The organism is Brevibacterium sp. 50QC2O2 (assembly GCF_024580675.1).
GTDB lineage: Bacteria > Actinomycetota > Actinomycetes > Actinomycetales > Brevibacteriaceae > Brevibacterium > Brevibacterium moorei.
Genome location: NZ_JANIJZ010000012.1, coordinates 41,322 through 64,885, shown reverse-complemented (window position 1 = coordinate 64,885; position 23,564 = coordinate 41,322). Strand labels below are relative to the sequence as shown.

Annotated in this window: 24 protein-coding genes; 1 reads left to right on the top strand and 23 read right to left on the bottom strand. The window is 68.7% G+C overall.

Annotated elements, in window-relative coordinates; all coding sequences use genetic code 11:
* Window positions 1-40 precede the first annotated feature (40 nt).
* From NQ038_RS10830 to NQ038_RS10775, 12 genes are all read right to left on the bottom strand, one after another.
* Window positions 41-826 (bottom strand): indole-3-glycerol-phosphate synthase, encoded by a 786-nt coding sequence (locus NQ038_RS10830; protein ID WP_257062568.1) that lies wholly within the window; start codon window positions 824-826, stop codon window positions 41-43.
* 11 nt (window positions 827-837) lie between these two features.
* The gene (locus NQ038_RS10825; protein ID WP_257056865.1) at window positions 838-1,119 is read right to left on the bottom strand and encodes an HGxxPAAW family protein; all 282 of its coding nucleotides are present in this window, start codon (window positions 1,117-1,119) and stop codon (window positions 838-840) included.
* 91 nt (window positions 1,120-1,210) lie between these two features.
* Complete coding sequence (locus tag NQ038_RS10820) at window positions 1,211-1,708, bottom strand: Trp biosynthesis-associated membrane protein (protein ID WP_257062566.1); 498 nt, start codon at window positions 1,706-1,708, stop codon at window positions 1,211-1,213.
* A complete protein-coding gene (gene trpE, locus NQ038_RS10815) occupies window positions 1,705-3,156 on the bottom strand; it encodes an anthranilate synthase component I (protein WP_373456811.1) in 1,452 nt (483 codons plus the stop codon). The genes NQ038_RS10820 and trpE overlap by 4 nt, the downstream gene beginning before the upstream one ends.
* Before the next feature lie 40 nt (window positions 3,157-3,196).
* Window positions 3,197-3,568: a phosphoribosyl-AMP cyclohydrolase gene (gene hisI, locus NQ038_RS10810; protein WP_257062562.1), complete on the bottom strand. Its 372-nt coding sequence runs from the start codon at window positions 3,566-3,568 to the stop codon at window positions 3,197-3,199.
* Window positions 3,565-4,335 carry an imidazole glycerol phosphate synthase subunit HisF gene (gene hisF, locus NQ038_RS10805; protein ID WP_257062561.1) on the bottom strand — a complete coding sequence of 257 codons (771 nt, stop codon included), beginning with the start codon at window positions 4,333-4,335 and terminating at the stop codon, window positions 3,565-3,567. Before hisF ends, hisI begins: the two co-directional genes overlap by 4 nt.
* The gene (locus NQ038_RS10800; protein ID WP_257046422.1) at window positions 4,335-5,840 is read right to left on the bottom strand and encodes an acetyl-CoA carboxylase carboxyltransferase subunit alpha/beta; all 1,506 of its coding nucleotides are present in this window, start codon (window positions 5,838-5,840) and stop codon (window positions 4,335-4,337) included. The genes hisF and NQ038_RS10800 overlap by 1 nt, the downstream gene beginning before the upstream one ends.
* A gap of 39 nt (window positions 5,841-5,879) precedes the next feature.
* A complete protein-coding gene (locus tag NQ038_RS10795; RefSeq protein WP_257046423.1) occupies window positions 5,880-7,082 on the bottom strand; it encodes a CaiB/BaiF CoA-transferase family protein in 1,203 nt (400 codons plus the stop codon).
* A 25-nt stretch (window positions 7,083-7,107) separates the two neighbouring features.
* The gene (locus tag NQ038_RS15665) at window positions 7,108-7,560 is read right to left on the bottom strand and encodes a PH domain-containing protein (protein ID WP_257046424.1); all 453 of its coding nucleotides are present in this window, start codon (window positions 7,558-7,560) and stop codon (window positions 7,108-7,110) included.
* The gene (hisG, locus tag NQ038_RS10785) at window positions 7,544-8,383 is read right to left on the bottom strand and encodes an ATP phosphoribosyltransferase (protein ID WP_257046425.1); all 840 of its coding nucleotides are present in this window, start codon (window positions 8,381-8,383) and stop codon (window positions 7,544-7,546) included. The genes NQ038_RS15665 and hisG overlap by 17 nt, the downstream gene beginning before the upstream one ends.
* A 71-nt stretch (window positions 8,384-8,454) precedes the next feature.
* The gene (locus NQ038_RS10780; protein ID WP_257046426.1) at window positions 8,455-8,718 is read right to left on the bottom strand and encodes a phosphoribosyl-ATP diphosphatase; all 264 of its coding nucleotides are present in this window, start codon (window positions 8,716-8,718) and stop codon (window positions 8,455-8,457) included.
* Between the two features lie 31 nt (window positions 8,719-8,749).
* Window positions 8,750-9,406 carry a nicotinamide mononucleotide transporter family protein gene (locus tag NQ038_RS10775; RefSeq protein WP_257062560.1) on the bottom strand — a complete coding sequence of 219 codons (657 nt, stop codon included), beginning with the start codon at window positions 9,404-9,406 and terminating at the stop codon, window positions 8,750-8,752.
* A 131-nt stretch (window positions 9,407-9,537) separates the two neighbouring features.
* Between NQ038_RS10775 and NQ038_RS10770 the strand changes: the two genes are divergently transcribed.
* Window positions 9,538-10,362: a hypothetical protein gene (locus tag NQ038_RS10770; RefSeq protein WP_257062559.1), complete on the top strand. Its 825-nt coding sequence runs from the start codon at window positions 9,538-9,540 to the stop codon at window positions 10,360-10,362.
* Between the two features lie 10 nt (window positions 10,363-10,372).
* Here the strand turns inward: NQ038_RS10770 and rpe are convergent, their stop codons facing one another.
* Genes rpe through carB form a run of 11 tightly spaced genes read right to left on the bottom strand, consistent with a single transcriptional unit; the run spans window position 10,373 to window position 23,561 of the window.
* Complete coding sequence (gene rpe, locus NQ038_RS10765; protein WP_257046429.1) at window positions 10,373-11,038, bottom strand: ribulose-phosphate 3-epimerase; 666 nt, start codon at window positions 11,036-11,038, stop codon at window positions 10,373-10,375.
* Between the two features lie 30 nt (window positions 11,039-11,068).
* Complete coding sequence (locus NQ038_RS10760) at window positions 11,069-12,511, bottom strand: RsmB/NOP family class I SAM-dependent RNA methyltransferase (RefSeq protein WP_257046430.1); 1,443 nt, start codon at window positions 12,509-12,511, stop codon at window positions 11,069-11,071.
* Entirely contained in the window at window positions 12,508-13,452 is a 945-nt protein-coding gene (locus NQ038_RS10755; RefSeq protein WP_257046431.1) for a methionyl-tRNA formyltransferase, read from the bottom strand. The genes NQ038_RS10760 and NQ038_RS10755 overlap by 4 nt, the downstream gene beginning before the upstream one ends.
* A 49-nt stretch (window positions 13,453-13,501) precedes the next feature.
* A complete protein-coding gene (locus tag NQ038_RS10750; protein ID WP_257046432.1) occupies window positions 13,502-15,631 on the bottom strand; it encodes a primosomal protein N' in 2,130 nt (709 codons plus the stop codon).
* Between the two features lie 53 nt (window positions 15,632-15,684).
* The gene (gene metK / locus NQ038_RS10745) at window positions 15,685-16,899 is read right to left on the bottom strand and encodes a methionine adenosyltransferase (RefSeq protein WP_257046433.1); all 1,215 of its coding nucleotides are present in this window, start codon (window positions 16,897-16,899) and stop codon (window positions 15,685-15,687) included.
* Window positions 16,900-16,910: 11 nt separating this feature from the next.
* Complete coding sequence (gene coaBC / locus NQ038_RS10740) at window positions 16,911-18,146, bottom strand: bifunctional phosphopantothenoylcysteine decarboxylase/phosphopantothenate--cysteine ligase CoaBC (RefSeq protein ID WP_257046434.1); 1,236 nt, start codon at window positions 18,144-18,146, stop codon at window positions 16,911-16,913.
* A gap of 16 nt (window positions 18,147-18,162) precedes the next feature.
* A complete protein-coding gene (gene rpoZ, locus NQ038_RS10735; RefSeq protein WP_257046435.1) occupies window positions 18,163-18,492 on the bottom strand; it encodes a DNA-directed RNA polymerase subunit omega in 330 nt (109 codons plus the stop codon).
* Complete coding sequence (gene gmk, locus NQ038_RS10730; RefSeq protein WP_257046436.1) at window positions 18,493-19,086, bottom strand: guanylate kinase; 594 nt, start codon at window positions 19,084-19,086, stop codon at window positions 18,493-18,495.
* Window positions 19,086-19,400, bottom strand: coding sequence for an integration host factor, actinobacterial type (mihF, locus tag NQ038_RS10725; RefSeq protein WP_257046437.1), 315 nt, complete (start codon window positions 19,398-19,400; stop codon window positions 19,086-19,088). Before mihF ends, gmk begins: the two co-directional genes overlap by 1 nt.
* Before the next feature lie 44 nt (window positions 19,401-19,444).
* Window positions 19,445-20,281 (bottom strand): orotidine-5'-phosphate decarboxylase, encoded by an 837-nt coding sequence (gene pyrF / locus NQ038_RS10720; protein WP_257046438.1) that lies wholly within the window; start codon window positions 20,279-20,281, stop codon window positions 19,445-19,447.
* A 1-nt stretch (window position 20,282) separates the two neighbouring features.
* Window positions 20,283-23,561 (bottom strand): carbamoyl-phosphate synthase large subunit, encoded by a 3,279-nt coding sequence (carB, locus tag NQ038_RS10715; RefSeq protein ID WP_257046439.1) that lies wholly within the window; start codon window positions 23,559-23,561, stop codon window positions 20,283-20,285.
* Window positions 23,562-23,564: the final 3 nt, after the last annotated feature.

The following is a 23,564-nucleotide window of genomic DNA, read 5'->3' as shown; positions in this document are numbered from 1 at the left end:
TCACTTTCCTCAGTTGATGGTGGGGGCGGGCCCTGGCGTCCTAGCCGTGCGACGCCCGGGCAGCGGCGGTGAAGGAGGTCACTGCCTCCGCCGGTTCGCCCGCTTTGACCAGGGCCTCGCCGACGAGCACGAGGCCCGCACCGGCTGTGGCGTAGGCGGCGACGTCTGCAGCGGTTCTGACCCCGGATTCCGCGACGAGCACCGGGCCGGTGGGCGCGAGTGCCGCCAGGGGCGCGAATCGTCCGGTGTCCACGCTCAGATCCTTGAGATTGCGCACATTGACCCCCAGCAGAGCGCCTTCGAGGTCCAGTGCGGCGGCCCTGTCGATCTCCTCGGGCGTATGCGTCTCCACCAGTACGGTCAGGCCGAGTTCGCGGCCCAGTCCGTAGAGATGGGACAGTTGGTCGTCGCTCAGCGCGGCGACGATCAGCAGGAGGAGGTCGGCGTCGTGGGCGCGTGTCTCATAGACCTGGTATTCGTCGACGACGAAGTCCTTGCGCAGGATCGGCACGTCCACCGCTGCGCGCACGGCGTCGAGGTCGGCCAGACTGCCGTGGAACCTGCGGCGTTCGGTCAGGACCGAGATCGCGGCGGCGCCCCCGCGCGCATAGGCCGCTGCCAGGGCCGCCGGATCGTCGATGACCGCAAGGGCGCCGGCGGACGGGGAGGCGCGTTTGACCTCGCAGATCAGGCCGGGCCCGGGCCGCAGGCGCCGGGCGGGGCCCCGGGTGAGCGCACGGGCGCGGACCTCGGCCAGACCGAGGTCCGCGCGGCGGGCTGCAAGATCGGCGCGGACGCCGACGATGATGTCGTCGAGTACCGTCAACGCAGCCGCCCTCAGCGGTTCAGCGTGTGGTGGTGGGGCTTGGCGCCCAAACCGGCCTTGCTCAGGATGTTGCCCAGCACGAAGCCCACGACCAGGATGATCGCACCGGCCCAGAAGACGGGCCAGCTGAAGATCAGGTTGCCGATCACGCCGACGATGGTGCCGATGAGCATGATCGTCGTGCCCGTCCACCCGGCGATGGAGTGACCCTCTCCCGGGTCCTGGATCGCCTCGTAGTCGATGCTCGACTTGTCGAGGTCCGTTGCACCGTTGCGGGTGGCCAAAGCTGACATCATTCCTCCAAAGAATTACACAGGGGTCTACGGGGTCATTATTTCACGCGCCGCTGCAGAAGCGAAAAGCCGGGCGCCGAATATGGACCGATCAGTCCCGCTCGCTGGGATCGTCGCCACGGCTCAGGGCGTCCCAGGTGGCGGCCGGATCATCGGGGTCCGAGCCCACCGTCGTGCGCTCATAGCGCGAACTGGTCTTCCAGGTCCGGGCCGCAGCACAGACCCAACCGGCGGTCCCCGCTGTGAGCAGGCCCAGGACGAGTCCCGCCCAGGGCCACGCGGTGGCGCCGCCGGCTGCGAGCACGGCGATCGCCTCGGCGGCGAAACCCAGGCCCGCCAGGCCCGCCAGTACGCCCATCACCTGGCGTCCGAAACCGCGCAACAGGGCCAGCAGGAGTGCGCACACCGCCACGATCGCAGCACAGGCGATGAGCAGCGGCGACGTTCCGGCTTGGCTGGTCGAGGTCCCGGCCACCCCGGCGATGGTCTGCGCATTGTCGACGACTGCCGGTGTCCAGGGCCGACTCGCAACGATCCACATCAGTCCCGCCGCCACCAACAGCGCCAGGACCCCCCTGCCCTTGGTCATACGTCCTCCTGCAGTCCTGCTGCCGCCGCGGCCGCCCGCAGCACGGCGGCGGCCTTGTTCTGTGATTCCTCGTATTCGGCCTGCGGCACCGAGTCGGCGACGACTCCACCACCGGCGTAGACGTGGACGAGGCCCTGTCTGATGACTCCGGTGCGGATTGCGATCGCCATATCGAGGTTCCCACTGAATGAGAGATACCCCACAACCCCGCCGTAGAGGCCACGGGCGACCGGCTCGAGTTCGTCGATGATCTGCAGCGCCATCGGCTTCGGAGCCCCGGAGAGGGTGCCGGCGGGGAAGGTCGCGCGCAGCACGTCGATGCCGGTCAGCCCTTCGCGCAGGCGGCCCGTGACGGTCGAGGAGATGTGCATGATGTGGCTGAAGCGCTCGATCTCCATGAACTGGGTGACGTCGACGCTGCCGGCGGCGCACACCTTCGACAAGTCGTTGCGGGCCAGGTCGACCAGCATCAGGTGCTCGGCACGTTCCTTCTCATCGGCCAACAGCTCGGCCGCCAGCGCCGCGTCCCGGGCGCCGGTGGCACCGCGCGGCCGCGACCCCGCGATCGGGTGGGTCGACAACAGGCCGTCGGCAACGGTCACCAGCGCCTCGGGAGAGGAACCGACGACCGCCAGAGACGGCCCATCGGGCACGGGGATGTCCATCAGGTACATATACGGGCTGGGATTGGTCCGGCGCAGGGCACGATAGACCTCCAGGGGATCGGCGGGGCACTCCGTGGTGAAGCGCTGACCGATGACGACCTGGAAGATGTCACCGTCGACGATCCGGCGCTGGGCCTCGCGCACGGAGTCCAGGTAGTCTGCGTGGGCGGTCGTCGTGGTCACGACCGGGTCCGCCGGGCTCCACTGGGAGATGCTCGCCGGCAGCGGTGCCCGCAGATCGTCCAACAGTCCGTGCAGACGTTCGACGCCGCCGGCGTGGGCTGCCTCGATGCCGGTGTCCAGCCCGTCGACGTTGATGACATTGGCCACCAGTGTCAGCTCGGAGGTGTAGTGGTCGAAGATGACCACGTCTCCGGGAATCGACAGGCTCAACAGCGGCATCGGGGCATCGGCGGCGGGCCCCGGTCCCAAGCGCTCGAAACGCCGTACCGCATCCCAGCCCAGATACCCGACCAGGGAGGAGATCATCGGCGGAAGATCCGGATGTGGCTCGCTGCGCAGCACGCGCAGCAGCTCGTCGGCGGCGGCGACCGGGTCCCCGGACGTCGGCGCGCCGGTGGGCACCGTGCCCAGCCAGACGAGTTCACCGCCGGCGTCGGCCGTCAGCGTGGCCACCGGGTTCCGGCCGATGAAGGAGTACCGGCTCCAGGCGCCGTGCTGGGCCGACTCCAGCAGGAATCCGCCGGGCCGGCCGTGCGCGATGCGCCGGTAAATGCTCAGAGGGGTCTCCGAATCGGCCAGCACCGTGGTGTAGACGGGCACGACTCGGTGCTCCCGCCCGCTGGCCCGAAAACCCTCGAGATCAGGCGTGATCCGCATCGATACGCCTCCCCGTGAAGCAGGTGGCCGTGCCGGTGTGGCAGGCCGCGCCCGTCTGCTCCACTTCGAGCAGCACGGTGTCGCCATCGCAGTCGACGCTGACCCGGCGCACGTGTTGGACGTGTCCAGAGGTCTCCCCCTTGACCCAGTACTCGCCGCGGGAGCGCGACCAGTAGGTCGCCCGGCGGGTGGCCAGGGTCCGGCGCAGGGCCTCGGCGTCCATCCAGGCCAACATCAGCACGTCGCGGGTGCCCGCCTCCTGCACCACTGCCGGCAGCAGGCCGGCCGAGTTGTAGGTCAACGACTCCGGGTCGAATGCCTCCGGGTCCGGGCCGGACTCCCCCACAGTGTTCATCTGACCTCGATCCCCTCTGCCCGCAGCGCGTCCTTGACCGCTGCAATCGTCATATCGCCGTAGTGGAAGACGCTGGCCGCCAGGACCGCGTCGGCCCCCGCGTGGACTGCGGGGGCGAAGTGTTCGATCCGCCCGGCGCCACCCGAGGCGATGAGCGGGATGTCGACCCTGGCACGGGCGGCGCGGATCAGCTCCAGGTCGAAACCGGCCTTCGTGCCGTCGGCGTCCATACTGTTGAGCAGGATTTCGCCCGCCCCCAGTTCGGCGGCCCGGGCGATCCACTCGAGCGCGTCGCGCCCCGTGCCGGTGCGCCCGCCGTGCGTCGTGACCTCGAAGCCGCTGGCGGTCGGCGCAGCGCCCGCCGGCACACGGCGGACATCGGCGGAGAGCACGATGACCTGGTCTCCGAACCGGCGGGAGACCTCGGTGAGCAGGGCCGGACGGGCCAAGGCCGCGGTGTTGATCCCGACCTTGTCGGCGCCGGCCCGCAGCAGCCTGTCGACATCGGCCACGCTGCGCACGCCGCCGCCGACGGTCAGCGGGATGAATACCTGTTCGGCGCAGCGGGCGACGATGTCGAGGGTCGGGCTGCGATCGGCCGAGGAGGCCGTGACGTCGAGGAAGGTCAGTTCATCGGCGCCCTCGGCGCCGTAGCGCCTGGCCAGTTCGACGGGATCCCCGGCATCGCGCAGGCCCTGGAAGTTCACTCCCTTGACGACGCGTCCGGCATCGACGTCCAAGCACGGGATGACCCGTACCGCCGGCATTACAGCCCCAGCCCGCGGTAGCGCTCAACGCGCTGGAAGAAGCGCCGCGCGGGGTTGATCCGCATCAGTTCGATCAGTTCGTACTCCAAGGTCTGTGCGATCCGCTGCACGAACTCGCGCGGCTCGGCTGCGGCATCGGGGCGTTCCGCGACGATCCGATCGACGATTCCATTGGCCAGCAGCCTATCGGCCTGGACCTGCTGGGCCTCCGCCATTTCGGCCGCGTGCGCGGTGTCGCGGTGGACGATGGCCGAGGCCCCCTCCGGCGGCAGCGGGGAGAGCCAGCCGTTCTGTGCGGTGATGACCCGGTCGGCCGGGATCAGGGCCAGGGCTCCACCGCCGGAGCCCTCGCCGAGGATCACGGAGACGGTGGGTGCCTTGAGCGTCACGAGGTCGCCCAGCGACCGGGCGATCTCCCCTGCCAGGCCGCCTTCCTCCGCACTCTGCGACAGGGCCGCGCCGGGCGTGTCGATGACGGTCACCAGCGGTACTTTGAGCTCCTCTGCGATCGCCATGCCGCGCCGGGCTTCGCGCAGGGCCGCAGGGCCCATGGGAGAGCGCGAGTTCTGCCGGTACCGGTCCTGGCCGAGCACGATGCACGGGGCGTCGCCGAACTTCGCCAGGGCCAGCAGCAGGCCCCGGTCCTTCTCGCCCTGGCCGGTGCCGTTGAGCGGCAGGACGTTGTCTGCCGCCATGCGCAGCAGATCGCGGACCCCGGGCCGCTCGGGATTGCGGGAGGCCGTGATGACGTCCCAGGCGGAGGCGGCTGGTGCGCCGGGATCCGGTGCGGTGTCCGGTTCCGCAACCGGCGCCGGAACCTCCTGGCTGGCCAACAGCACGTCGAGTGCCCGCGAGGCGTAGGCGCCCAGCCGGTCGGGGCTGAGCACGGCGTCGACGAGTCCCTTGCGGAACAGGTTCTCCGCCTTCTGCACGTTCTCGGGGAACTTCTCACCGTAGAGCTCTTCGTATACGCGTGGCCCCAGGAACCCGATGAGGGCTCCCGGCTCCGCCGCGGTGAAGTGGCCCAGCGAGCCCCAGGAGGCGAACACCCCGCCGGTGGTGGGGTGGCGCAGGTAGACGAGGAAGGGCAGTCCGGCGGCGCGGTGGGCTTTGACCGCCGTGGTGATCTTGACCATGGACAGGAAGGCCAGTGTGCCCTCCTGCATCCGCGTCCCCCCGGAGGCTGGGCCGGCCAACAGCGGCAGCCCCTCCGCCGTGGCCCGTTCGATCGCCGTGACGAGGCGTTCGGCCGCCGCCACGCCGATCGAACCGGCCAGGAACTTGAACTCGCAGACGACCAGCGCCACCCGGCGCCCGTCGAGCAGGCCCTCGCCGGTGAGCACCGCCTCGTCCTCGCCGGACTTGCGGCGGGCCTCGGCCAGATCCGCGGCATAGGACTCGCTGATCCCGGCGGCCGGGGTCACCGGGGCGGTGTCCCAGCTGATGAAGCTGCCGTCGTCGACGACCTCTGTGATGAGCTCTCGGGCGCTCAGGCGCTGTGCCATCTGCGTGCCTCCTAGGGGTTCGGGGTGGTTACTGCCGGATCAGGCGTCGAGCCAGCTGCGGATCGCCTGGGCATTGGCATCGAGCAACGGCGGGGCGGTGTGCGCCAGCCGAGTGGTTTCGACCTCGGCGCCGTCTTCGACGTCGAAGAAGCGCAGCGGCGAACCGGGCAGCGCGACCTCGCCGAGGACCGGGTGGTCGACCGTGACCTTGAGGTGCTGGGACAGCGCCTGCTCCCACTCGTAGACCTCCGGAATGGTGCGCACGGTACCGGCGGGGATCCCCGCTTCGCCCAGCTTGGCCAGCAGATCCGCCGCGTTCCAGGAGGCGAAGGCGGACTCCACGACCTCGATCACGGCTTGGCGATTGGCCACGCGCTCGGCGTTGCCCGTCATGCCCTCGGCCTGTGGGTCGAGGTCGAAGGCGGCGCAGAACTTGGCCCACAGGTTCTCATTGCCGACCGAGATCTGCACAGCTCCGTCGGCGCAGCGGAACAGCCCGTAGGGGGCCAGCGAGGGATGGTGGTTGCCCTGCGGTTCGGGGGTCTCCCCGGCGATCGTCGCGCGGGTCCCCTGGAATGCCTGAACGCCCACGATGCCCGCGATCAGCGAGGTCCGCACGATCTTGCCGCGGCCGGTGCGCTCGCGTTCGAGCAGGGCGGCCAGGGCACCGAGCACGCCGTGGATGCCGCCGAGCAGATCGGCGATCGGCACGCCCACCCGCTGCATGTCCTCAGGCCCGGGGCCGGTCACCGACATCAGGCCGGCCTCACCCTGGGCGATCTGGTCGTAGCCGGCGCGCGCGGCCTCGGGGCCGTCGTGGCCGAAGCCGGTGATGGAGACGATGACCAGCCGCGGGTTGAGTTCCATGCAGTGCGCGGTGGAGAAGCCCAGCCGGTCGAGTACGCCGCCGCGGAAGTTCTCGATCAGCACATCGGCGCGCTTGATCAGCTCCGTCAGGGTGCTGTGGCCGTCATCGCTCTTCAGGTCGAGGGCGATCGACTCCTTGTTGCGGTTGCAGGAGAAGAAGTAGGTGGCCTGCGGATCGTCCTCGGGGCCGACGAACGGGGGCCCCCAACGACGCGTGTCGTCACCACCCTTGGGATTCTCGACCTTGATGACGCGCGCGCCCAGGTCGCCGAAGATCTGGCCGCCGTGCGGTCCCGCGAGGGCGCGGGACAGGTCGACGACGGTGTAGCCGCTCAGCGGCAGGCCAGGCGCCCCGGTGGGCTGTGTGTCCGGCATTGTGTCTCCTTCTGTGAATCGGTTGTCAGGGTCTCCCGTGGACATCCACGAGTCTACGCAACTCCCGGCAGGCCTCCTGTGCCCGTTCGCCCTCCGATACCTGGATCGCGTGCAGGGCGAAGGTGGTGCCGTCGCCCAGGTCGAGGACCGCCCAGGGCGAGGTCCCGGCCGGGTGCATGTGCACGCCGACGATGGCGGTCCAGGGGACGGTCCTGGAGGAGAAGAGGTTGCGCACGTGCAGCCCATCGGGATATGCGCGCACCCGGATCGCCCCAAGGCGCCAGATGATGAGTCCGAAGGCGAGTCCCAGGTAGTTCATCCAGACGATGTCGAAGACGTGCCAGCTGCGCCAGCCGATCGTCTCGAGGTAGATCGACAGCGCGGCGAACGCCAGCGTCGTCGCCGGCGCCAGGATCACGGTGAGCGTGCGCACGATGCGCGGGCGCACGCTCAGTAGCGGCTTAGATGCGGCAGGCACCGATGGAACTCACCAGGATCGCGCGGGCACCCAGATCGTAGAGCCGGTCCATCACCGCGTGGACGTCGTCGGCGCGCACCATGGCCCTGGCCGCCACCCAGCCGTCCTCCTCCAGAGGCATGATGGTGGGGCTCTCCAGGCCGGGGGTGATCTCGGTGACCTCTGCCAGGCGGTCCGCCTGGACGTTGTAGTCGACGAGCACGAAGGCGCGGGCGACCATCACCGATTCCATCCGCCGCAGCAGGGTCTGCGCGGCCGGGGCGGGTTCTCCGTGGGAAATCAGGATCCCCTCCGAGGCCAGCAGCTCCTCGCCGAAGATCTCCAATCCGGCCGTGCGCAGCGTGGTGCCGGTCTGGACCACATCGGCGATCGCATCGGCCACGCCCAGCTGGATCGAGACCTCGACTGCCCCGTCGAGGGTGACGATATCGGCTGCGATCCCCCGCTTGTCGAGGTCGGCGCGAACGAGTTCGGGATAGCTCGTGGCAATGCGCTTACCGGCCAATTGAACCGGGTCGGAGAAGCGGCCCTCGGGCCCCGCGTAACGGAACCAGGACTTGCCGAACCCCAGGGGCAGGACCTCCGTGGCGTCGGCCCGCGACTCGGCCAGCAGATCGCGGCCGGTGATGCCGATGTCCAGCACTCCCCTGCCGATGTAGATCGCGATATCGCGGGGCCGCAGATAGAAGAACTCGATGTCGTTGCGCGAATCGACGTGGACCAGGGTCTTGGAGCTCTTGCGCAGGGAATAGCCGGCCTCGCGCAGCATCTCGGTGGCCGATTCTGACAGGGTGCCCTTATTGGGCACTGCGACTCGCAGCATGGGTGGCCTTTCGGTGTGAGGAACCGGGCGGGGATCGGCCCGGTGGGTCTGGGACTGGACGGCTCGGCGGGTCAGAGCACCCGGTAGACGTCTTCGAGGGTCAGCCCACGGGCCAACAGGATGACCTGCAGATGGTAGAGGGCCTGGGAGACCTCGCCGGCGAGTTCCTCATCGGTCTCGTATTCCGCGGCCATCCACACTTCGGCGGCCTCCTCGACGATCTTCTTGCCGATATGGTGGACGCCCTGGTCGAGCTCTGCGACGGTTTTCGAGCCCGCCGGACGTTCTTTTGCCTTTGTCGCCAGTTCCGCGAACAGTTCGTCGAAGGTTTTCACGCTTTCAGGGTAGTACAGTGCGTGCCCGGGTTCAGTCCCGGCCCACTTCCTGAGCCGGCACCGCCGGGTGGCTGATGGTCTGGTGTGTCCGCTTGGCCCAGTCCCTGATGCCGACGATGACCATGATGAAGAACAGCAGGTAGACGGCTCCGGAGAAGACCAGCCCGCCCATGACCGCCAGCGGGATGCCCACCAGGTCCACGGCCAGCCAGACGAACCAGAATTCGACGATCGCCCGGCCCTGTGCGTACATGGCGACCAGGGAGCCGATGAAGATGTAGGCGTCGGGATACGGATTCCACGACCAACCACCCCAGGCCAGGACGAATCCGAAGGCCGCGGTGCCGACCACCAGGGCCACCAGCAGGCCGATCCGCTCACCCCAGCCGGCCCACCTGATGACGACCTCCCCGGTATCCTCACGTGATTTCCTCCAGCGCGACCAGCCCCAGACCGCGGCGATGACGATGACGACCTGGCGGGAGGCATTACCACCCAGATGCGCGGAGATCGAGGCGCAGAACAGGAGTACCGATCCGATGATCTGCACGGGCCAGGACCACAGATTCCGGCGCAGGGCCAGCCACACGGTGGCCAGTGCCAGGATGTTGCCGAAGAAGTCGGAGACGGGCACGGGCTTGCCCAGGAGGTGAAACAGCGGGGCGTTGAGCCAGGTGAGGATTTCCACCGGATCAATGTACCGCGTTTGCAAAGGCGGGCGTATCGCGGACCGGAACCCGGGCGCTACTGCGACTTTCGCGGGATATGCTGTGGGAGCATCGGCCCCATCACGAATCACGGCATGACGGAAGGCTCCATATGTCCCAGCCACCCCAGTTCCCCACACAGGGGTCCAATCCCCAATGGTCGACCGGTGCACCGGGCAGCGGCCCCGCCGACGACTACGTCAGCGGCCGCTACGGTGTGCCCCAGGCTCCCCGGCCGGCTCCCGAACCGGAGACCATGGTCATCCCCGGCCTCGGTGCCGCGCCGCTGCCGGCTCCGCCCAGCCCACCGGAGGACGAGCAGAGGGCGAAGCGCAAGCGCCTGCTGCTGATCGGGGTCTTCGCGCTCGTGGCGGTCGTGCTGATCGCCAGCGGCCTGGGCTACCTGTTCGGCCACGGCGACCGGAAGCCGCAGGCGGCCCAGCCGGCGGCCGGCGCCCACTCGGATTCCGCTGCGGCGCCAGACGACGACGCCGCACAGGACGATTCCGAGAGCACCGAGATCGACGATGCGCTGCGCGCCGACGTCGAGACGGCTGTCAACGACCGGCTGCGCGAGTGCATGAAATCCCATGCCGGCCGGCCCAAGGGCTGTCCCCAGGAGATGACCGCTACGGACTGGGCGCTGGCGGGCAAGCCCGTGCCGGCCGGCGAGGAGATCCGCAGCGGCGTCGATCAGGTCAACCAGTGGTCGATCAACGGGCTGCCGGATTACGAGATGCGTCGCAGCGGGAACACCGTGACGGCCTCGGTGCGCGGGCTCGACGGCCAGGCGACCTATCCGAACAACGATGCGGAATCCGAATACGACTCCTCATCGTCGTTCACCCTGGACTTCGACGCCCGGGTCGACGTGACCGGCGACAATGTCGGTGAGGTGGCTTTCACCTCGAGCAACACCAGCTTCTCCGGTTACTGAGGGTTCCGAATCAGCTGTGCGCGGCGTGTTCTGCCGCCGCGCGCAGCCCTGCTATCGCCGCGGCCCTGTCATCGGCCCCGTAGACGGCGGAGCCTGCCACGAGCACATCGGCGCCGGCCTCGACGACGCGGTCGATCGTACCGGTTGAGACACCCCCGTCGACCTGCAGGCCGATCTGCAGGCCGGCAGCGCTGATCGCCTTGCGCAGCCTGCGGATCTTCGGCAGGCACACGTCGAGGAACTTCTGTCCGCCGAATCCCGGTTCGACTGTCATGATGAGGACCTGGTCGAACTCCCCCAACAGATCGATGAACGGTTCGACCGGCGTCGCCGGCTTGAGTGCGATCGAGGCCCTCGCGCCCAGTCGGCGCAGCTCTCGGGCCAGCCGCACGGGGGCGGCCGCGGCCTCCGCGTGGAAGGTCACCGAGGCGCAACCCAGCTCCGCATACACGGGAGCGTTGACATCGGCATCGGTGATCATCAGATGCGCGTCGACCGGGATCGGGCTGGCCGCGATAATGCGTTCGACCACCGGCGGGCCGAAGGTCAGGTTCGGCACGAAGTGGTTGTCCATCACGTCGACGTGGGCCATATCGGCGGTGGAGATCGCCGCGAGCTCGCCGCGCAGGTCGGAGAAATCGGAGTTCAGAATGCTGGGATTGATCTGGATTCCCATTGCGGGGCCTTTCCTGGAGGTGTTCGGGTATCAGGCGTCTTTGGCGATGAGCGCCAAGAACATTCCATCGGTGCCGTGGAGGTGCGGCCATAGTTGGGCGGCCCTGCCGCCTGCCAGGGACGCTGAGGCGAATTCGCCGGCCGCGGCACCTGTGACCCGGGCCAGGACATCGGCCGCGTCGAGCAGTCGGGCGCCGGGCAGGACGCGCAGGGCGTCTTCGAGTACGACGGTGGTCTCCGCCGCGTGCGGGGAGCAGGTGGAATAGGCCACGACTCCCCCGACGGCGGTGGCCTCCCAGGCGGCTTCCAGCAGTTCCCGCTGCAGGGGCCCCAGCCCGGCGATATCGGCCGGCCGCCGCCGCCAGCGGGCCTCGGGACGCCGGCGCAGAGCGCCCAGTCCCGTGCACGGCGCGTCGACGAGCACGCGGGCGAACTCGCCTGGGTGCTTGCGGGCGAACTCGCGTCCGTCGGCGTTGACGGTCTTGACGGTCCCGCGCAGCGCGCGGGTGGAATCGCGGACGAGTTCGGCCCTGTGCTTGGAGGCATCGGAGGCGACGACGACGCGGCCGAGCTCGGCGGCCCGCGACCCGATCACCGAGGTCTTGCCGCCGGGGCCGGCACACATGTCGTACCAGCTGGCCCCTGCGGTATCCGCCGGGGCGGGCGCCGCCAGCAGTGCCAGGGCGACCAGCTGGGACCCCTCGTCCTGGACCCGTGCAGTCCCCTCCGCGACCTCGGGGACATCGAGCGGGTTGCCGTGGGACAGTTCAACTCCCAGGGGGCTCAGCCGGGTGGGTGTCCCGACCCTGCGAGCCAGCTCGGCGCGGTCGGCGAGCCCGGGTAGGGCGACGAGGTCGACGGCCGCCGGCGCATTGTCCGCAGCCAGCAGCTCGGCGAGTTCGGCCCGGTCCCTGCCGTGGGCGTGCAGAGCCTGCCGCAGTGCTCGGACGATCCAGGCCGGATGAGAGTATTCCAGGGCCAGGCGACCCATCTCGTCGAGCGAGGTGGATACCAGTGTCAGCCAGTCCTCGCGGGTGCGTTCGCTCACCCGGCGCAGTACCGCGTTGACGATGCCGGTGGCCCTGGGCAGGCGTCGTTTGACGATTGCCACGGTTTCCCCGACCGCCGCGTGGTCGGCGATCCGCATGCTCAGGATCTGGTGGGCACCCAGCCGCAGTGCGGTGCGCACAACGGGTTCCATGGAGCTCATGGTGCGTCCGGCCGCGGATTCGATCACGGCGTCGTAGAAGCCCTGGCCCCGCAGGGTACCGTAGGTCAATTCGGTGGCCAGAGCGGCGTCGGCCGGGCTGAGTCGGGCGTGTTTGAGACGGCGCGGCAGCAGCAGATTGGCATAGGCGTCTTCCTTCTCCACCTCGATGAGGACGTCCCAGGCCACGGTCCGCGCGTCTGCCACGGCCGTCCGGCGGGTCGTCCCGCCTCCGCGGAGGGCGGTTGTGTGATTCCTATTGTTCATCGGCTGCTCTCCTGCTGTGCGGTGGTCCAGTCCGTGGCGGCGAATCTGGCATGGGGATGGCCCCGGAGGAAGTCCGCGGCGGCCATCATCGGCTTCCCGAAGGGCTGGACGCGCTGCACTCGCAGGCTGCCGTCCGCGGTGCCGATGAGCAGCGCCGAACCGTCCGGGGCGGTCTCCCCCGGTGCCAGCCCGCTTGTGGGAGCACACGAGGCGCCGGCGAGTTTCGTCTTCTTGCCCTCAAGCAGGCACCAGGCCCCCGGTGCCGGCGTCACCCCGCGGGCGCGGGCGGCCAGCGCCGATGCGGGCTCGCCCAGGTTGAGGTAGCCGTCGGCCTGGGTCAGTTTGGGCGCCTGGCTGCCGTCGGCCGGCTGTGGCCGGAACCGTGCGGTTCCGGCGGCCAGCTCGTCGAAGGCGCGCACCAGCAGCCCGGCACCGCGCTCGGCGAAGTCCGCCAGGGCCTCCCCTGCGGTCATGGTGCCCAGGGGGTACTCTTCCTGGGCGATGATGTCGCCTGTGTCCAGGCCCGCATCGAGTCGGAACACGGTCGCCCCGGACGTGCTCAGACCGTCCATGATGGCCCGCTGCACGGGGGCGGCGCCCCGGTAGTCCGGCAAAAGCGAGAAATGCAGGTTGAACCAGCCGCCGGGGACCGCCGCCAGGGAGCGCGGACCGGCCAGCGCGCCATAGGCGACCACTGCCACCGCATCCACGGCCAGGGCTGCGATGTCCTCGATGATCTCCCAGCGCAGCCTGTCCGCTTCCAAGACGGTCAGGCCGGCTTCCACAGCGGCGGCCTTGACCGGGCTGGGGGTGAGCACGCGTTTGCGGCCCACCGGTTTGTCCGGTCGGGTCAGCACGGCCACGACTTCGTGGCGCGAGCCCACCAGGGCCTGCAAGGACGGGACAGCGGCTTCGGGGGTTCCGGCGAACAGGATTCTCACCCTGGGATTCTATCGTGGAGGTTCCGAGCCCGGTTCCCGCGCCCCGTTTTCACAGGGCGTCGGGGGCGTCCACCCTGACGCCGGGGAGTTCGGCTCTGGCCAGTGACCTGCTGGAGATCCATGCGGCTGCCGCCTCGGTCAGCGCCGGTGCCTCGACCAGGCTCATCCCCAGTGTCAGCCCGGGCGGGTCGAAGTCGTTGAGTAGTACCGTCGGTTCCCCATAGCGGCGCAATTCGGCCAGCAGCGCCTCGCAGGCCTCACGGGACCCGGAGATCCGCATGGTGCGCACCGCCGGGGGCAGACCCAGCCCGCTGCGCTGCGTGGCCTCGTGCGCGGCCCACTCGACGGGTTCGTAGCGGGTCAGGACCCGCAGCAGGTTCGGGTCGTCGTCGAGTACCAGGGCCCGACCGCCCAGGTGGGCACCGCGCACCAGGGACAGGGCCCGCATCCGCCTGGCGATGGCCCGGTCGGCCGAGCGCAGGCTGGGGCCCGGCCACAGGGAGTCCAGCAGTACCGCTGCCGCATAACCGTCCTCGACGTAGGGCTCGGCACCGGTGGTTGCGACCACGATGACGCGGTCGGGGTCGATGCGGGCCAGGACGGCTCCCCCGCCCGAGGCCAGCACCCGGGTTCCGGGGAAGGCCCTGCCCAGTTGCCGGCGCACGGCGTCGAGGCCGTGGACGACGCTGCGCAGCCGGGTGCCGCCACAGTTGGCACAGCGCATCCGGTCTGCACGGAAACCGCACGCGCGGCAGGCGAACGGCCCGCCCGGCCCCGCTGCGGCCAGGGGCCGTGAGCAGGCGGGGCAGCGGATGATTTCATAGCAGGTGTCGCAGGCGACGACCGGGGCGTATCCCACGCGTGGGACCTGGACGAGGACGGGACCGACGGCCTCCCGGTGGCGGCCCCCCGCAAGGGCCGCCCGGGTGATCTCGAAAGCGCGTTCGGGCAGATTGCTGAAGTCGGCCAGGGACCTGGCCGGGGGCGGCTGGAACACCAGGGGCGCCTGGCTGCGCCGCAGATCGCGCGGCGTGTGCACGTCTCCTATCCACCCTGTCGATACCAGTTGGGCCACTGCGACCGAGCGGGAGTAGTCCAGGAACAGCAGGGCACAACCGGCTGCGCGGACGCGTTCGAGCACGATGGCGCGGGCATGGGGGTATGGGGCGCGCTGCTCCTGGTAGGAGTCGTTGTCGTCGTCGAAGCAGATGATCAGGCCCAGGTCGGACAGCGGGGCGAAGGCCGCGGTCCTGGTGCCGATGACCAACCTGGTCCGGCCGGTCAGTGCGCTGACCCAGGCCGACCAGCGTGCATGGGGGCCCTGTTCGGCGGTGAGCACACAGTGGATCCCGCCCAGGCCAGCCAGATGGCGTTCGAGTTCGGCGAGCTCCCTGGCATCGGGCACCAGCCACAGGACGCTGCGGCCGGCGGCCAGGACGGTCTGTGCGGCCTGCAGACCCGCCCTGGCCCAGCCCGTTCCCGGTGTGGCCCCCGGCATCACGCAATAGGCCGCACGCGGGCCGGCGCCGGCAGCCGGCTGGGCCGTATCCCCGTTCGCCGGGGCGCCGGAGGCCGGACCGACATAGGCTTCGAGGGCCTCGAGGTAATCCTCCCAAGCCGGCGGCGCCGGATCGGGATGGGACAGTGCCGCCGCCGATTCCCGCTCCTCCAAAGCGGTGCAGGCGCTCCGCAGGGCTTCCTCGTCAACCCCTTCCGGGCGGGCCAGGACCGCTTTCTCCGCTGCCGCGTGGCGTGGCGGAATGGCCAGGCGCAACACATCGGGCAGGGTCCCGGCGTAGCGGGTGGCGATCGCCCTGGTCAGCGCCAGCAGGTCCTCGCGCAGGACCGGCAGGGCCGAGACGACGCGCTGCAGCGGTGCCAGTTCGCCGACATGTTCGGTCGTCGCCACCCTGGCCAGGATGAAGCCGGAGACCAGGCGCCCTGCGAAGCGCACCCGCACCCGGACCCCTGGCCGGGCCTCGGCGTCGAACTGTGCGGGTACGCCGTAGTCGAAGGCGTGGGCCAGGTGCGGGTGGACCGTCTCCACCAGCACCCGGGCGACGGGATTCGTGGCCGCCGGCTGCACCGCCCCGCGTAGCTTCGGCGGCTGCGGGCCGAGCAGCTCCGAGACCTCCTCTATCGGATCTGCCTGGTCACCCAGCCTCAGTTGTTCGGACACGCCCGCAGTCTATCCGTAGGGCACTGACACGGGGCCGGGGCCCCAGCCCCGTGTCAGTGCGCGGCCGACAGCCCACAGAATGCCGCGAGACGCACGGCGCGGTCGGTGCGTTCCCAGGTGAAGCCGGGCAGTTCACGACCGAAATGCCCGTAGCTGGCCGTGCGCCGGTAGATCGGTCGTTTCAGATCGAGGGCCTTGATGATCGCCGCAGGGCGCAGGTCGAATTCGTGCTCGATCGCAGCGGTGATGGTGGCCACCGGAACGTGTTCGGTGCCGAAGGCCTCCACATAGAGCCCCACCGGCTCTGCCTTGCCGATGGCGTAGGCCACCTGTACTTCGACCCGATCGGCCAGGCCTGCGGCGACCACGTTCTTGGCCACCCAGCGCATCGCATAGGCTCCCGACCGGTCGACCTTCGAAGGATCCTTACCGGAGAAGGCGCCACCGCCGTGCCTGGCGTATCCGCCGTAGGTGTCGACGATGATCTTCCGGCCCGTCAGGCCGGCGTCACCCATCGGACCACCGACGATGAAGCGGCCCGATGGGTTGATGAGGTATTTCGTTTCGGCCAGGTCCAGGCCCGACTCCGCCAGCAGCGGATCGATCACATGCGTGCGGACGTCCCTGGCCAGTTGGGCCTGGGTGACGTCGGGCGAATGCTGCGTCGACAGGACGACGGTGTCCACGGTCACCGGTGTGTCGCCGTCGTAGCCGATGGTCACCTGGGTCTTGCCGTCGGGCCGCAGATAGGGCAGTGTGCCGTTCTTGCGCACTTCGGTCAGGCGTTCGGACAGCCGGTGGGCCAGATGGATGGGCAGCGGCATGAGTTCGGGCGTGGAGTTGTCGGCGTAGCCGAACATCAGGCCCTGATCCCCCGCGCCCAGGCGGGCGTTCTCATCGTCTGTATCATCGCCGAGCCGGTGTTCCAATGAGGTCGTGACCCCGTCGGAGATATCGCTCGACTGGGAGCCGATGGACACGGAGACGCCGCAGCTGTGACCGTCGAAACCCTTTTCGGAGGAGTCGTAGCCGATCTCGGTGATGATCCCGCGCACCAGGGAAGCGACATCCGCATACCCCTCGGTGGTCACCTCGCCGGCCACGTGCACGAGTCCCGTGGTGACCATCGTCTCAACGGCGACGCGGGCGTCGGGGTCCTGTGCCAGCAGGGCGTCGAGCACGGCATCGGAGATCTGATCGCAGATCTTATCGGGATGGCCCTCGGTGACGGATTCCGAGGTGAAGAGTCGTAGGTTATTCGCAGTCACGGAACTGAAGTCTATCCGGTCACCGTGGGACACACGGCGGAAACGACTTCCTGTGCAACGTTGAGTTTGTCACCGCTGAAGTGGCCCAGTTCGACGGGCTGGCCCGCTTCCCCCTGGCCGAAGAGCACGACTGAGTTGCCGTCGGTTCCGAATGCGCGGCCTGCCGAAACGTCGTTGAACACCAGGAAGTCGGCACCCTTGCGCAGGAACTTCCGCCTGGCGTATTCGAGCGCCGAAACCTCGGCGGATCCGGTTTCGGCGGCGAAGCCGATGATCTTCTGGTCAAGGCCGGCAGCGGTCTTGGCGGCGACGAGTTCGCGCAGCACATCGGGATTCTGCACCAGTCGCAGGGTCAGCCCGTCGTCGCCGTCCTTCTTCATCTTGTGCTCGGCCCGGGTGGCGGGCCGGTAGTCGGCCACCGCGGCGGCCATGATGAGCAGGTCGGACCCGGATTGGGAGTCCAACATCGCGCTGCGCAGTTCGGCAGTCGATTCGACCGGCGTCACGCCGATGTCATCGGGCAGTTCGGCCAGCAGGGCCGCGTCGATGTTCGCGGCCACGAGTTCGACCGCGGCACCGGCCGCCCGGGCTGCGCGTGCAAAGGCGATACCCTGCTTGCCCGAGGATCTGTTGCCGAGGAACCGCACGGGATCCAGCGCCTCACGGGTACCGCCGGCGCTGACGAGGACCCGCCGACCGCTCAGCACGCCGGGCGCGTCCTGCCCGCCGGCGGCGGCCAGGGCGAACTCCACAATGTCCGCCGGCTCCGGCAGCCGACCGGGACCGGAGTCCTTGCCGGTGAGCCTGCCGGAGGCGGGGTCGAGCACGTGCACGCCGCGTGAGCGCAGCACTGCCACATTGTCCACCGTCGCCGGATTGAGCCACATCTCCGTGTGCATGGCCGGTGCCAGCACCACCGGGGCCCGGGTCGCCAGCAATGTGGCGGTGAGCAGATCGTCGGCCCGTCCGGCCCTGATTCTGGCCAGCAGGTCGGCGGTGGCGGGGGCGATCAACACGAGGTCGGCGTCTTGTCCGATCCTCACGTGCTCGACCTCGTCGACCCGCACGAACACGGAGGTCGCCACGGGATGGCCACTGAGTGCCTCCCAGGTGGCGGCGCCGACGAATTCGAGCGCATTGGCCGTCGGAACGACACGGACGCTGTGACCGGCCTCTGTGAGATCACGGAGCACCTGACACGCCTTGTAGGCGGCGATTCCGCCGCCTACGCCGAGCACGATTTTCATCTCAGCGTGAGGCTTCTCACGGCTGTTCGAAGTCGGGGAGGTCGTCGATGCCGACTTCCGGGACCTCGGGGACGACCGGGGCGGCGAAGTCGGCCTCAGTGGCCTCCCGCATCTGCACCTTGCCCTCGTCGATCTCGCGCAGCGCGATCGACAACGGCTTCTCATTGGGTTCCGGGGTGACCAGCGGACCGACGTTCTCCAGCATGCCGTCCTGCAGCTGGGCGTAGTAGGCATTGATCTGGCGGGCACGACGCGAGGATTCGATCACGAGTTCGTACTTCGAGTCCACCCGCTTGAGCAGATCGTCGATCGGCGGATTGGTTACGCCCTCAGGCTGAACAGACACTCATTCTCCATCTTCAAGTTGTGTTGCGCGCTCCCGCTGGTTCGGGATACCCATCAATTCTACTAGTTCGCGAGCGGCAGTGGAAACATCGTGGTTGACGATGGTGTGATCGAACTCGGATTCAGCTGCCAATTCGGTCTGCGCCGTTTCCAGGCGCCTGGCCCGTTCCTCCGGGCCCTCCGTACCACGGCCCACCAGCCGACGGACGAGTTCGTCCCAGCTGGGCGGGGCGAGGAAGACATACCGCGCATCGGGGCGCCGCAGTTTGACCTGCCTGGCGCCCTGCAAATCGATCTCCAACAGGGGCGAACGGCCCTGTGCCAGTGCCTCGTCCAGTGGCGCAGAGGGCGTCCCATAGCGGTTGCGCCCGTGCACCGTCGCATACTCCAACAGTCCACCGTCGGCGATCATCCGGTCGAACTCCTCATCGGAGACGAACCAGTAGTGGACACCGTCGACCTCACCGGGCCGGGGGTCGCGGGTCGTCGCCGAGACCGAAAAGTACACCTCGGGGAAATGTTCCCTGATATAGGCGCTCACGGTACCCTTGCCCACTGCGGTGGGCCCTGCCAGGACTGTCAGTCTGTTATCCACTACTCGCCGAATTTCTCCAATAGTGCTGCCTTCTGATGTTTGCCCAGACCACGCAACCGGCGGGACTGGGCGATCCCCACTTCTTCCATGAGGACCACCGCACGGCGATCGCCCACTCCGGGAAGGGAACGCAGAAGATCGTACACCCGCATCTTCGACAGCGCGTCATCGCCGCCGGCCCGCCCGAGCACTTCGCCCAGGCGCAGCCTGCCCGACTTCAGATCCGTCTTGACATCGGCCCGTGCCTGGCGGGCGGCGAAGGCCTTGTCGAGGGCGGCTCTGCGCTGTTCATCGGTGAGGGGTGCAAGTGCCATGTCAGTCCTTCATTGGATCGGGGAATAGCGGGGATAGCGCCATCCTAAGCCAACGAAGCGCTCACTTGTGCAATCCGGTCCACAATGCGGGCCGGCTCCGGACCAGCCTGCGAGACACCGCGCGAGACGTTGACGAGCACCCGGCCCTCCTTCCAGGAACGGCCGAAGACCTCGTCGAGTTCTGCCGGGCCGGCTCCCTGGGCGCCCACTCCGGGGCTGAGGATCGGTCCGTTGAACTCCCCCAAGTCGATGTCCAGCCGGCGCGCGGCCGAACCGATGGTCGCACCGACCACCAGGCCGAACTGCGCCCGACCCGACTTCTCGTTCTCCGCATGGACCCTGGCCACCACCTCGGCCGCCACGGAGGCGCCCGAGGCAGTACGGGCGTGCTGGAATACCTCCGCCCGCGGGTTCGAGGTCAGGGCGAGCACGAACAGGCCTGCACCCGTCTCCCTGGCCACGGCGAAGGCCGGTTCCAGGGAGTCCATGCCCAGATAGGGCGAGACCGTCAGTGCATCGCAGGCCAACGGAGCTCCCTGGCGCAGATAGGCATCCGCGTAGCCGGCCATCGTCGAACCGATATCGCCGCGTTTGGCGTCGAGCACGCTGAGCATCCCGGCCGCCCGGATCCTGGCCTGGATCCGCTCGAGCTCGGCGATCCCGGCGGAGCCGAAGCGTTCGAACAGCGCCGACTGCGGTTTGAGCAGGCCAACGCGCCCGATGCAAGCGTCCACCAGGACGTCGGCGAAGGCCCCGGCCCCGGCCGCGGTGTCCGGCAGCCCCCAAGCGGCCAGGGAGGCCGGGTGGGGATCGATCCCCACACACAGCGGCGAGGCAGCCACGGCCGCGGGCCAGGCCGCGGCGAAATCGATATCGGTCATCTCAGTTGAAGCCCCAATCCTGCAGGGACCGCACGTCGAAGTCGCCCGCCTGGGAGGCCTCGATCGCGGTGACCGCTGCGGAGAACTCCGCGACGGTCGTCATCAGCGGCAGGGCCGCCGCGACGGCGGCCGCACGGATCTCGTAGCCGTCGGCGCGCTCCGCCCGGCCGGCCGGCACATTGACAACGAGGTCGATCTGGCCCTCCTCGATCTCATCGAGGATCGTCCGCTCGGCCTCACCTGCATCGTGCCACTTGGCCAGCGTCTGACTCGGAATGCCATAGCGGGAGAGCACCGCGGCGGTGCCGGAGGTGGCGACGATCTCGAAGCTCATGTCGACCAGCTGTTTGACCGGCAGCACCGTCGAGCGCTTCTCCCGGTCCGCCACGGAGACGAACACGCGGCCACTGGTCGGCAACTTGGAGCTGGCAGCCAGCTGGCCCTTGGCGAAGGCGACGGGGAAGGTCGGGGCAATGCCCATGACCTCACCGGTCGAGCGCATCTCCGGCCCCAGGATCGAGTCGACGACCTTACCGTCGACCGTGCGGAACCGGCGGAAGGGCAGGACCGCCTCCTTCACCGAGATCGGGTGGTCCAGCGGCAGGTGCGAACCATCGGATTCGACGGCCAGCACAGTACCCCGCAGATCGGCGATCGAGCCGCCGATCGCGATGAGTGCCGCGGCCTTCGCCAGCGGATGCCCGGTGGACTTCGAGACGAAGGGCACCGTGCGCGAGGCACGCGGATTCGCCTCGATGACGTAGAGGACGTCGGCTGCCACGGCGAACTGGATGTTGAGCAGACCGCGCACCCCCGTGCCCTCCGCGATGACCCGGGTGGCGTGCCGCACGCGTTCGAGCACGTGCTCCCCCAGGGTGATCGAGGGCAGGGTGCACGAGGAGTCGCCGGAGTGGATGCCGGCTTCCTCGATGTGCTCCATGATGCCGCCGATGTAGAGGTCGGTGCCGTCGAACAGGGCGTCCACGTCGATCTCGATCGCGTCCTCGAGGAACCGGTCGACCAGCACGGGCCGATCGGCCGAGACCTCGGTGGCCGACTCCATATACGACTTCAGCTGCTCGGTCGAGTAGACGATTTGCATACCGCGCCCACCGAGCACATAGGAGGGGCGCACCAGCACGGGATAGCCGATCTCCAGGGCGATCCGCTCCGCCTGGGCATAGGTCGTGGCAGTGCCGTGCTTGGGCGCCAGCAGTCCGCCCTCGTCGAGCACCCGGCCGAATTCTCCGCGGTCCTCGGCCAGGTCGATGGCCTCGGGCTGAGTGCCCAGCACCGTCACACCCGCGGCCTTGAGCCGGGAGGCCAGACCCAGCGGGGTCTGCCCGCCCAGGGTGCACACGATGCCGGCGACGGGCCCTGCCTGCGACTCCGCGTGGTAGACCTCCATCACGTCCTCGAAGGTCAGCGGTTCGAAGTACAGGCGGTCGGCGGTGTCGTAGTCGGTCGACACGGTCTCCGGATTGCAGTTGACCATGATCGTCTCATAGCCCGCATCCCGCAGTGCCATGGTGGCGTGGACACAGGAGTAGTCGAACTCGATGCCCTGCCCGATCCGGTTGGGTCCCGAACCCAGGATGATGACGGCCTCGTGCTCGCGCGGGGCGACCTCGCTGGTGGCGTCATAGCTGGAGTAGTGATAGGGCGTGTGGGCGGCGAACTCGCCGGCGCAGGTGTCGACGGACTTGAACACCGGGCGCAGACCCAGCGCATGGCGCACCCCGGTGACCACCGCTTCGTCCAGATTGCGCAGGGCGGCGATCTGCCGGTCAGAGAAACCGTGGTTCTTGCCCAGCTCGATGACCTCGCGGGTCAGTTCGTCCGCCTGTGCGATTTCGCCGGCGACCTCGTTGATCAACTGGATCTGGTCGAGGAACCACGGGTCGATATCACAGGCCTCATGAACCTCGGGCACCGTCATGCCGGAGAGCAGTGCGCGCTGCACCGTCTGGATGCGGGTCGTCGTCGAATGTCCCAGCTTGCGCACGACATCGGCGCGCACCGCGGGATCTGCCAGGTCGAAGCGGATGTCGAAGCGGAACTCCGAGCCCTTCTGCTCAAGAGAGCGCTGGGCCTTCTGGAAGGCCGTGGTGAAGTTGCGCCCCAGGGCCATCGCCTCGCCAACGGACTTCATGGTCGTCGTCAGCGTCTCATCGGCTGCGGGGAACTTCTCGAAGGCGAAGCGCGGGATCTTCACCACGACGTAGTCCAGGGTCGGCTCGAAGCTGGCCGGGGTGACCTCGGTGATGTCGTTCTTGACCTCGTCGAGCGTATAGCCGACTGCCAGGCGGGCCGCGATCTTGGCGATCGGGTAACCCGTGGCCTTCGACGCCAGGGCCGATGAACGGGAGACCCTGGGGTTCATCTCGATGACGACGATGCGGCCCGTGTCCGGGTCGATCGCGTACTGGATGTTGCAGCCGCCGGTGTCGACGCCGACCTCGCGGATGACGGCGATACCGATATCGCGCAGTTTCTGGTATTCGCGGTCCGTCAGGGTCAGTGCCGGGGCGACCGTCATGGAGTCGCCGGTGTGCACGCCGACGGGGTCGATGTTCTCGATCGAGCAGATGACGACCACATTGTCATTGCGGTCGCGCATGAGTTCGAGCTCGTATTCCTTCCACCCCAGGATGCTCTCTTCGAGCAGCACTTCGGTGGTCAGGGAGTCGTGCAGGCCGTCGCCGGCGATCCGGCGCAGATCGGATTCGTTGTAGGCCATGCCCGAGCCCAGACCGCCCATGGTGAAGGACGGCCGGACCACCATCGGATACCCCAGATCACCGGCGGCCGCCAGGCAGTCCTCCATGGTGTGGCAGATGCGCGAACGGGCGACCTCGGCGCCGATGCCCTCGACGATCTCCTTGAACTTCTGCCGGTCCTCGCCGCGGTTGATCGCGTCGACGTCGGCGCCGATGAGTTCGACGTCGTACTTTTCCAAAGTGCCGGCTTCGAACAGGTTGATCGCAGCGTTGAGCGCGGTCTGGCCGCCGAGCGTGGGCAGCAGGGCGTCGGGCCGCTCCTTGGCGATGATCTTCTCGATCACCTCGGGGTCGATCGGCTCGACATAGGTCGCATCGGCGACTTCCGGGTCCGTCATGATCGTGGCGGGATTGGAGTTGACCAGGATAACGCGCAGGCCCTCCTGTTTGAGGACGCGGCACGCCTGGGTTCCGGAGTAGTCGAACTCGCAGGCCTGGCCGATGACGATGGGCCCGGAGCCGATCACCATGACCGAGTGCAGATCTTTACGAATGGGCAAGAA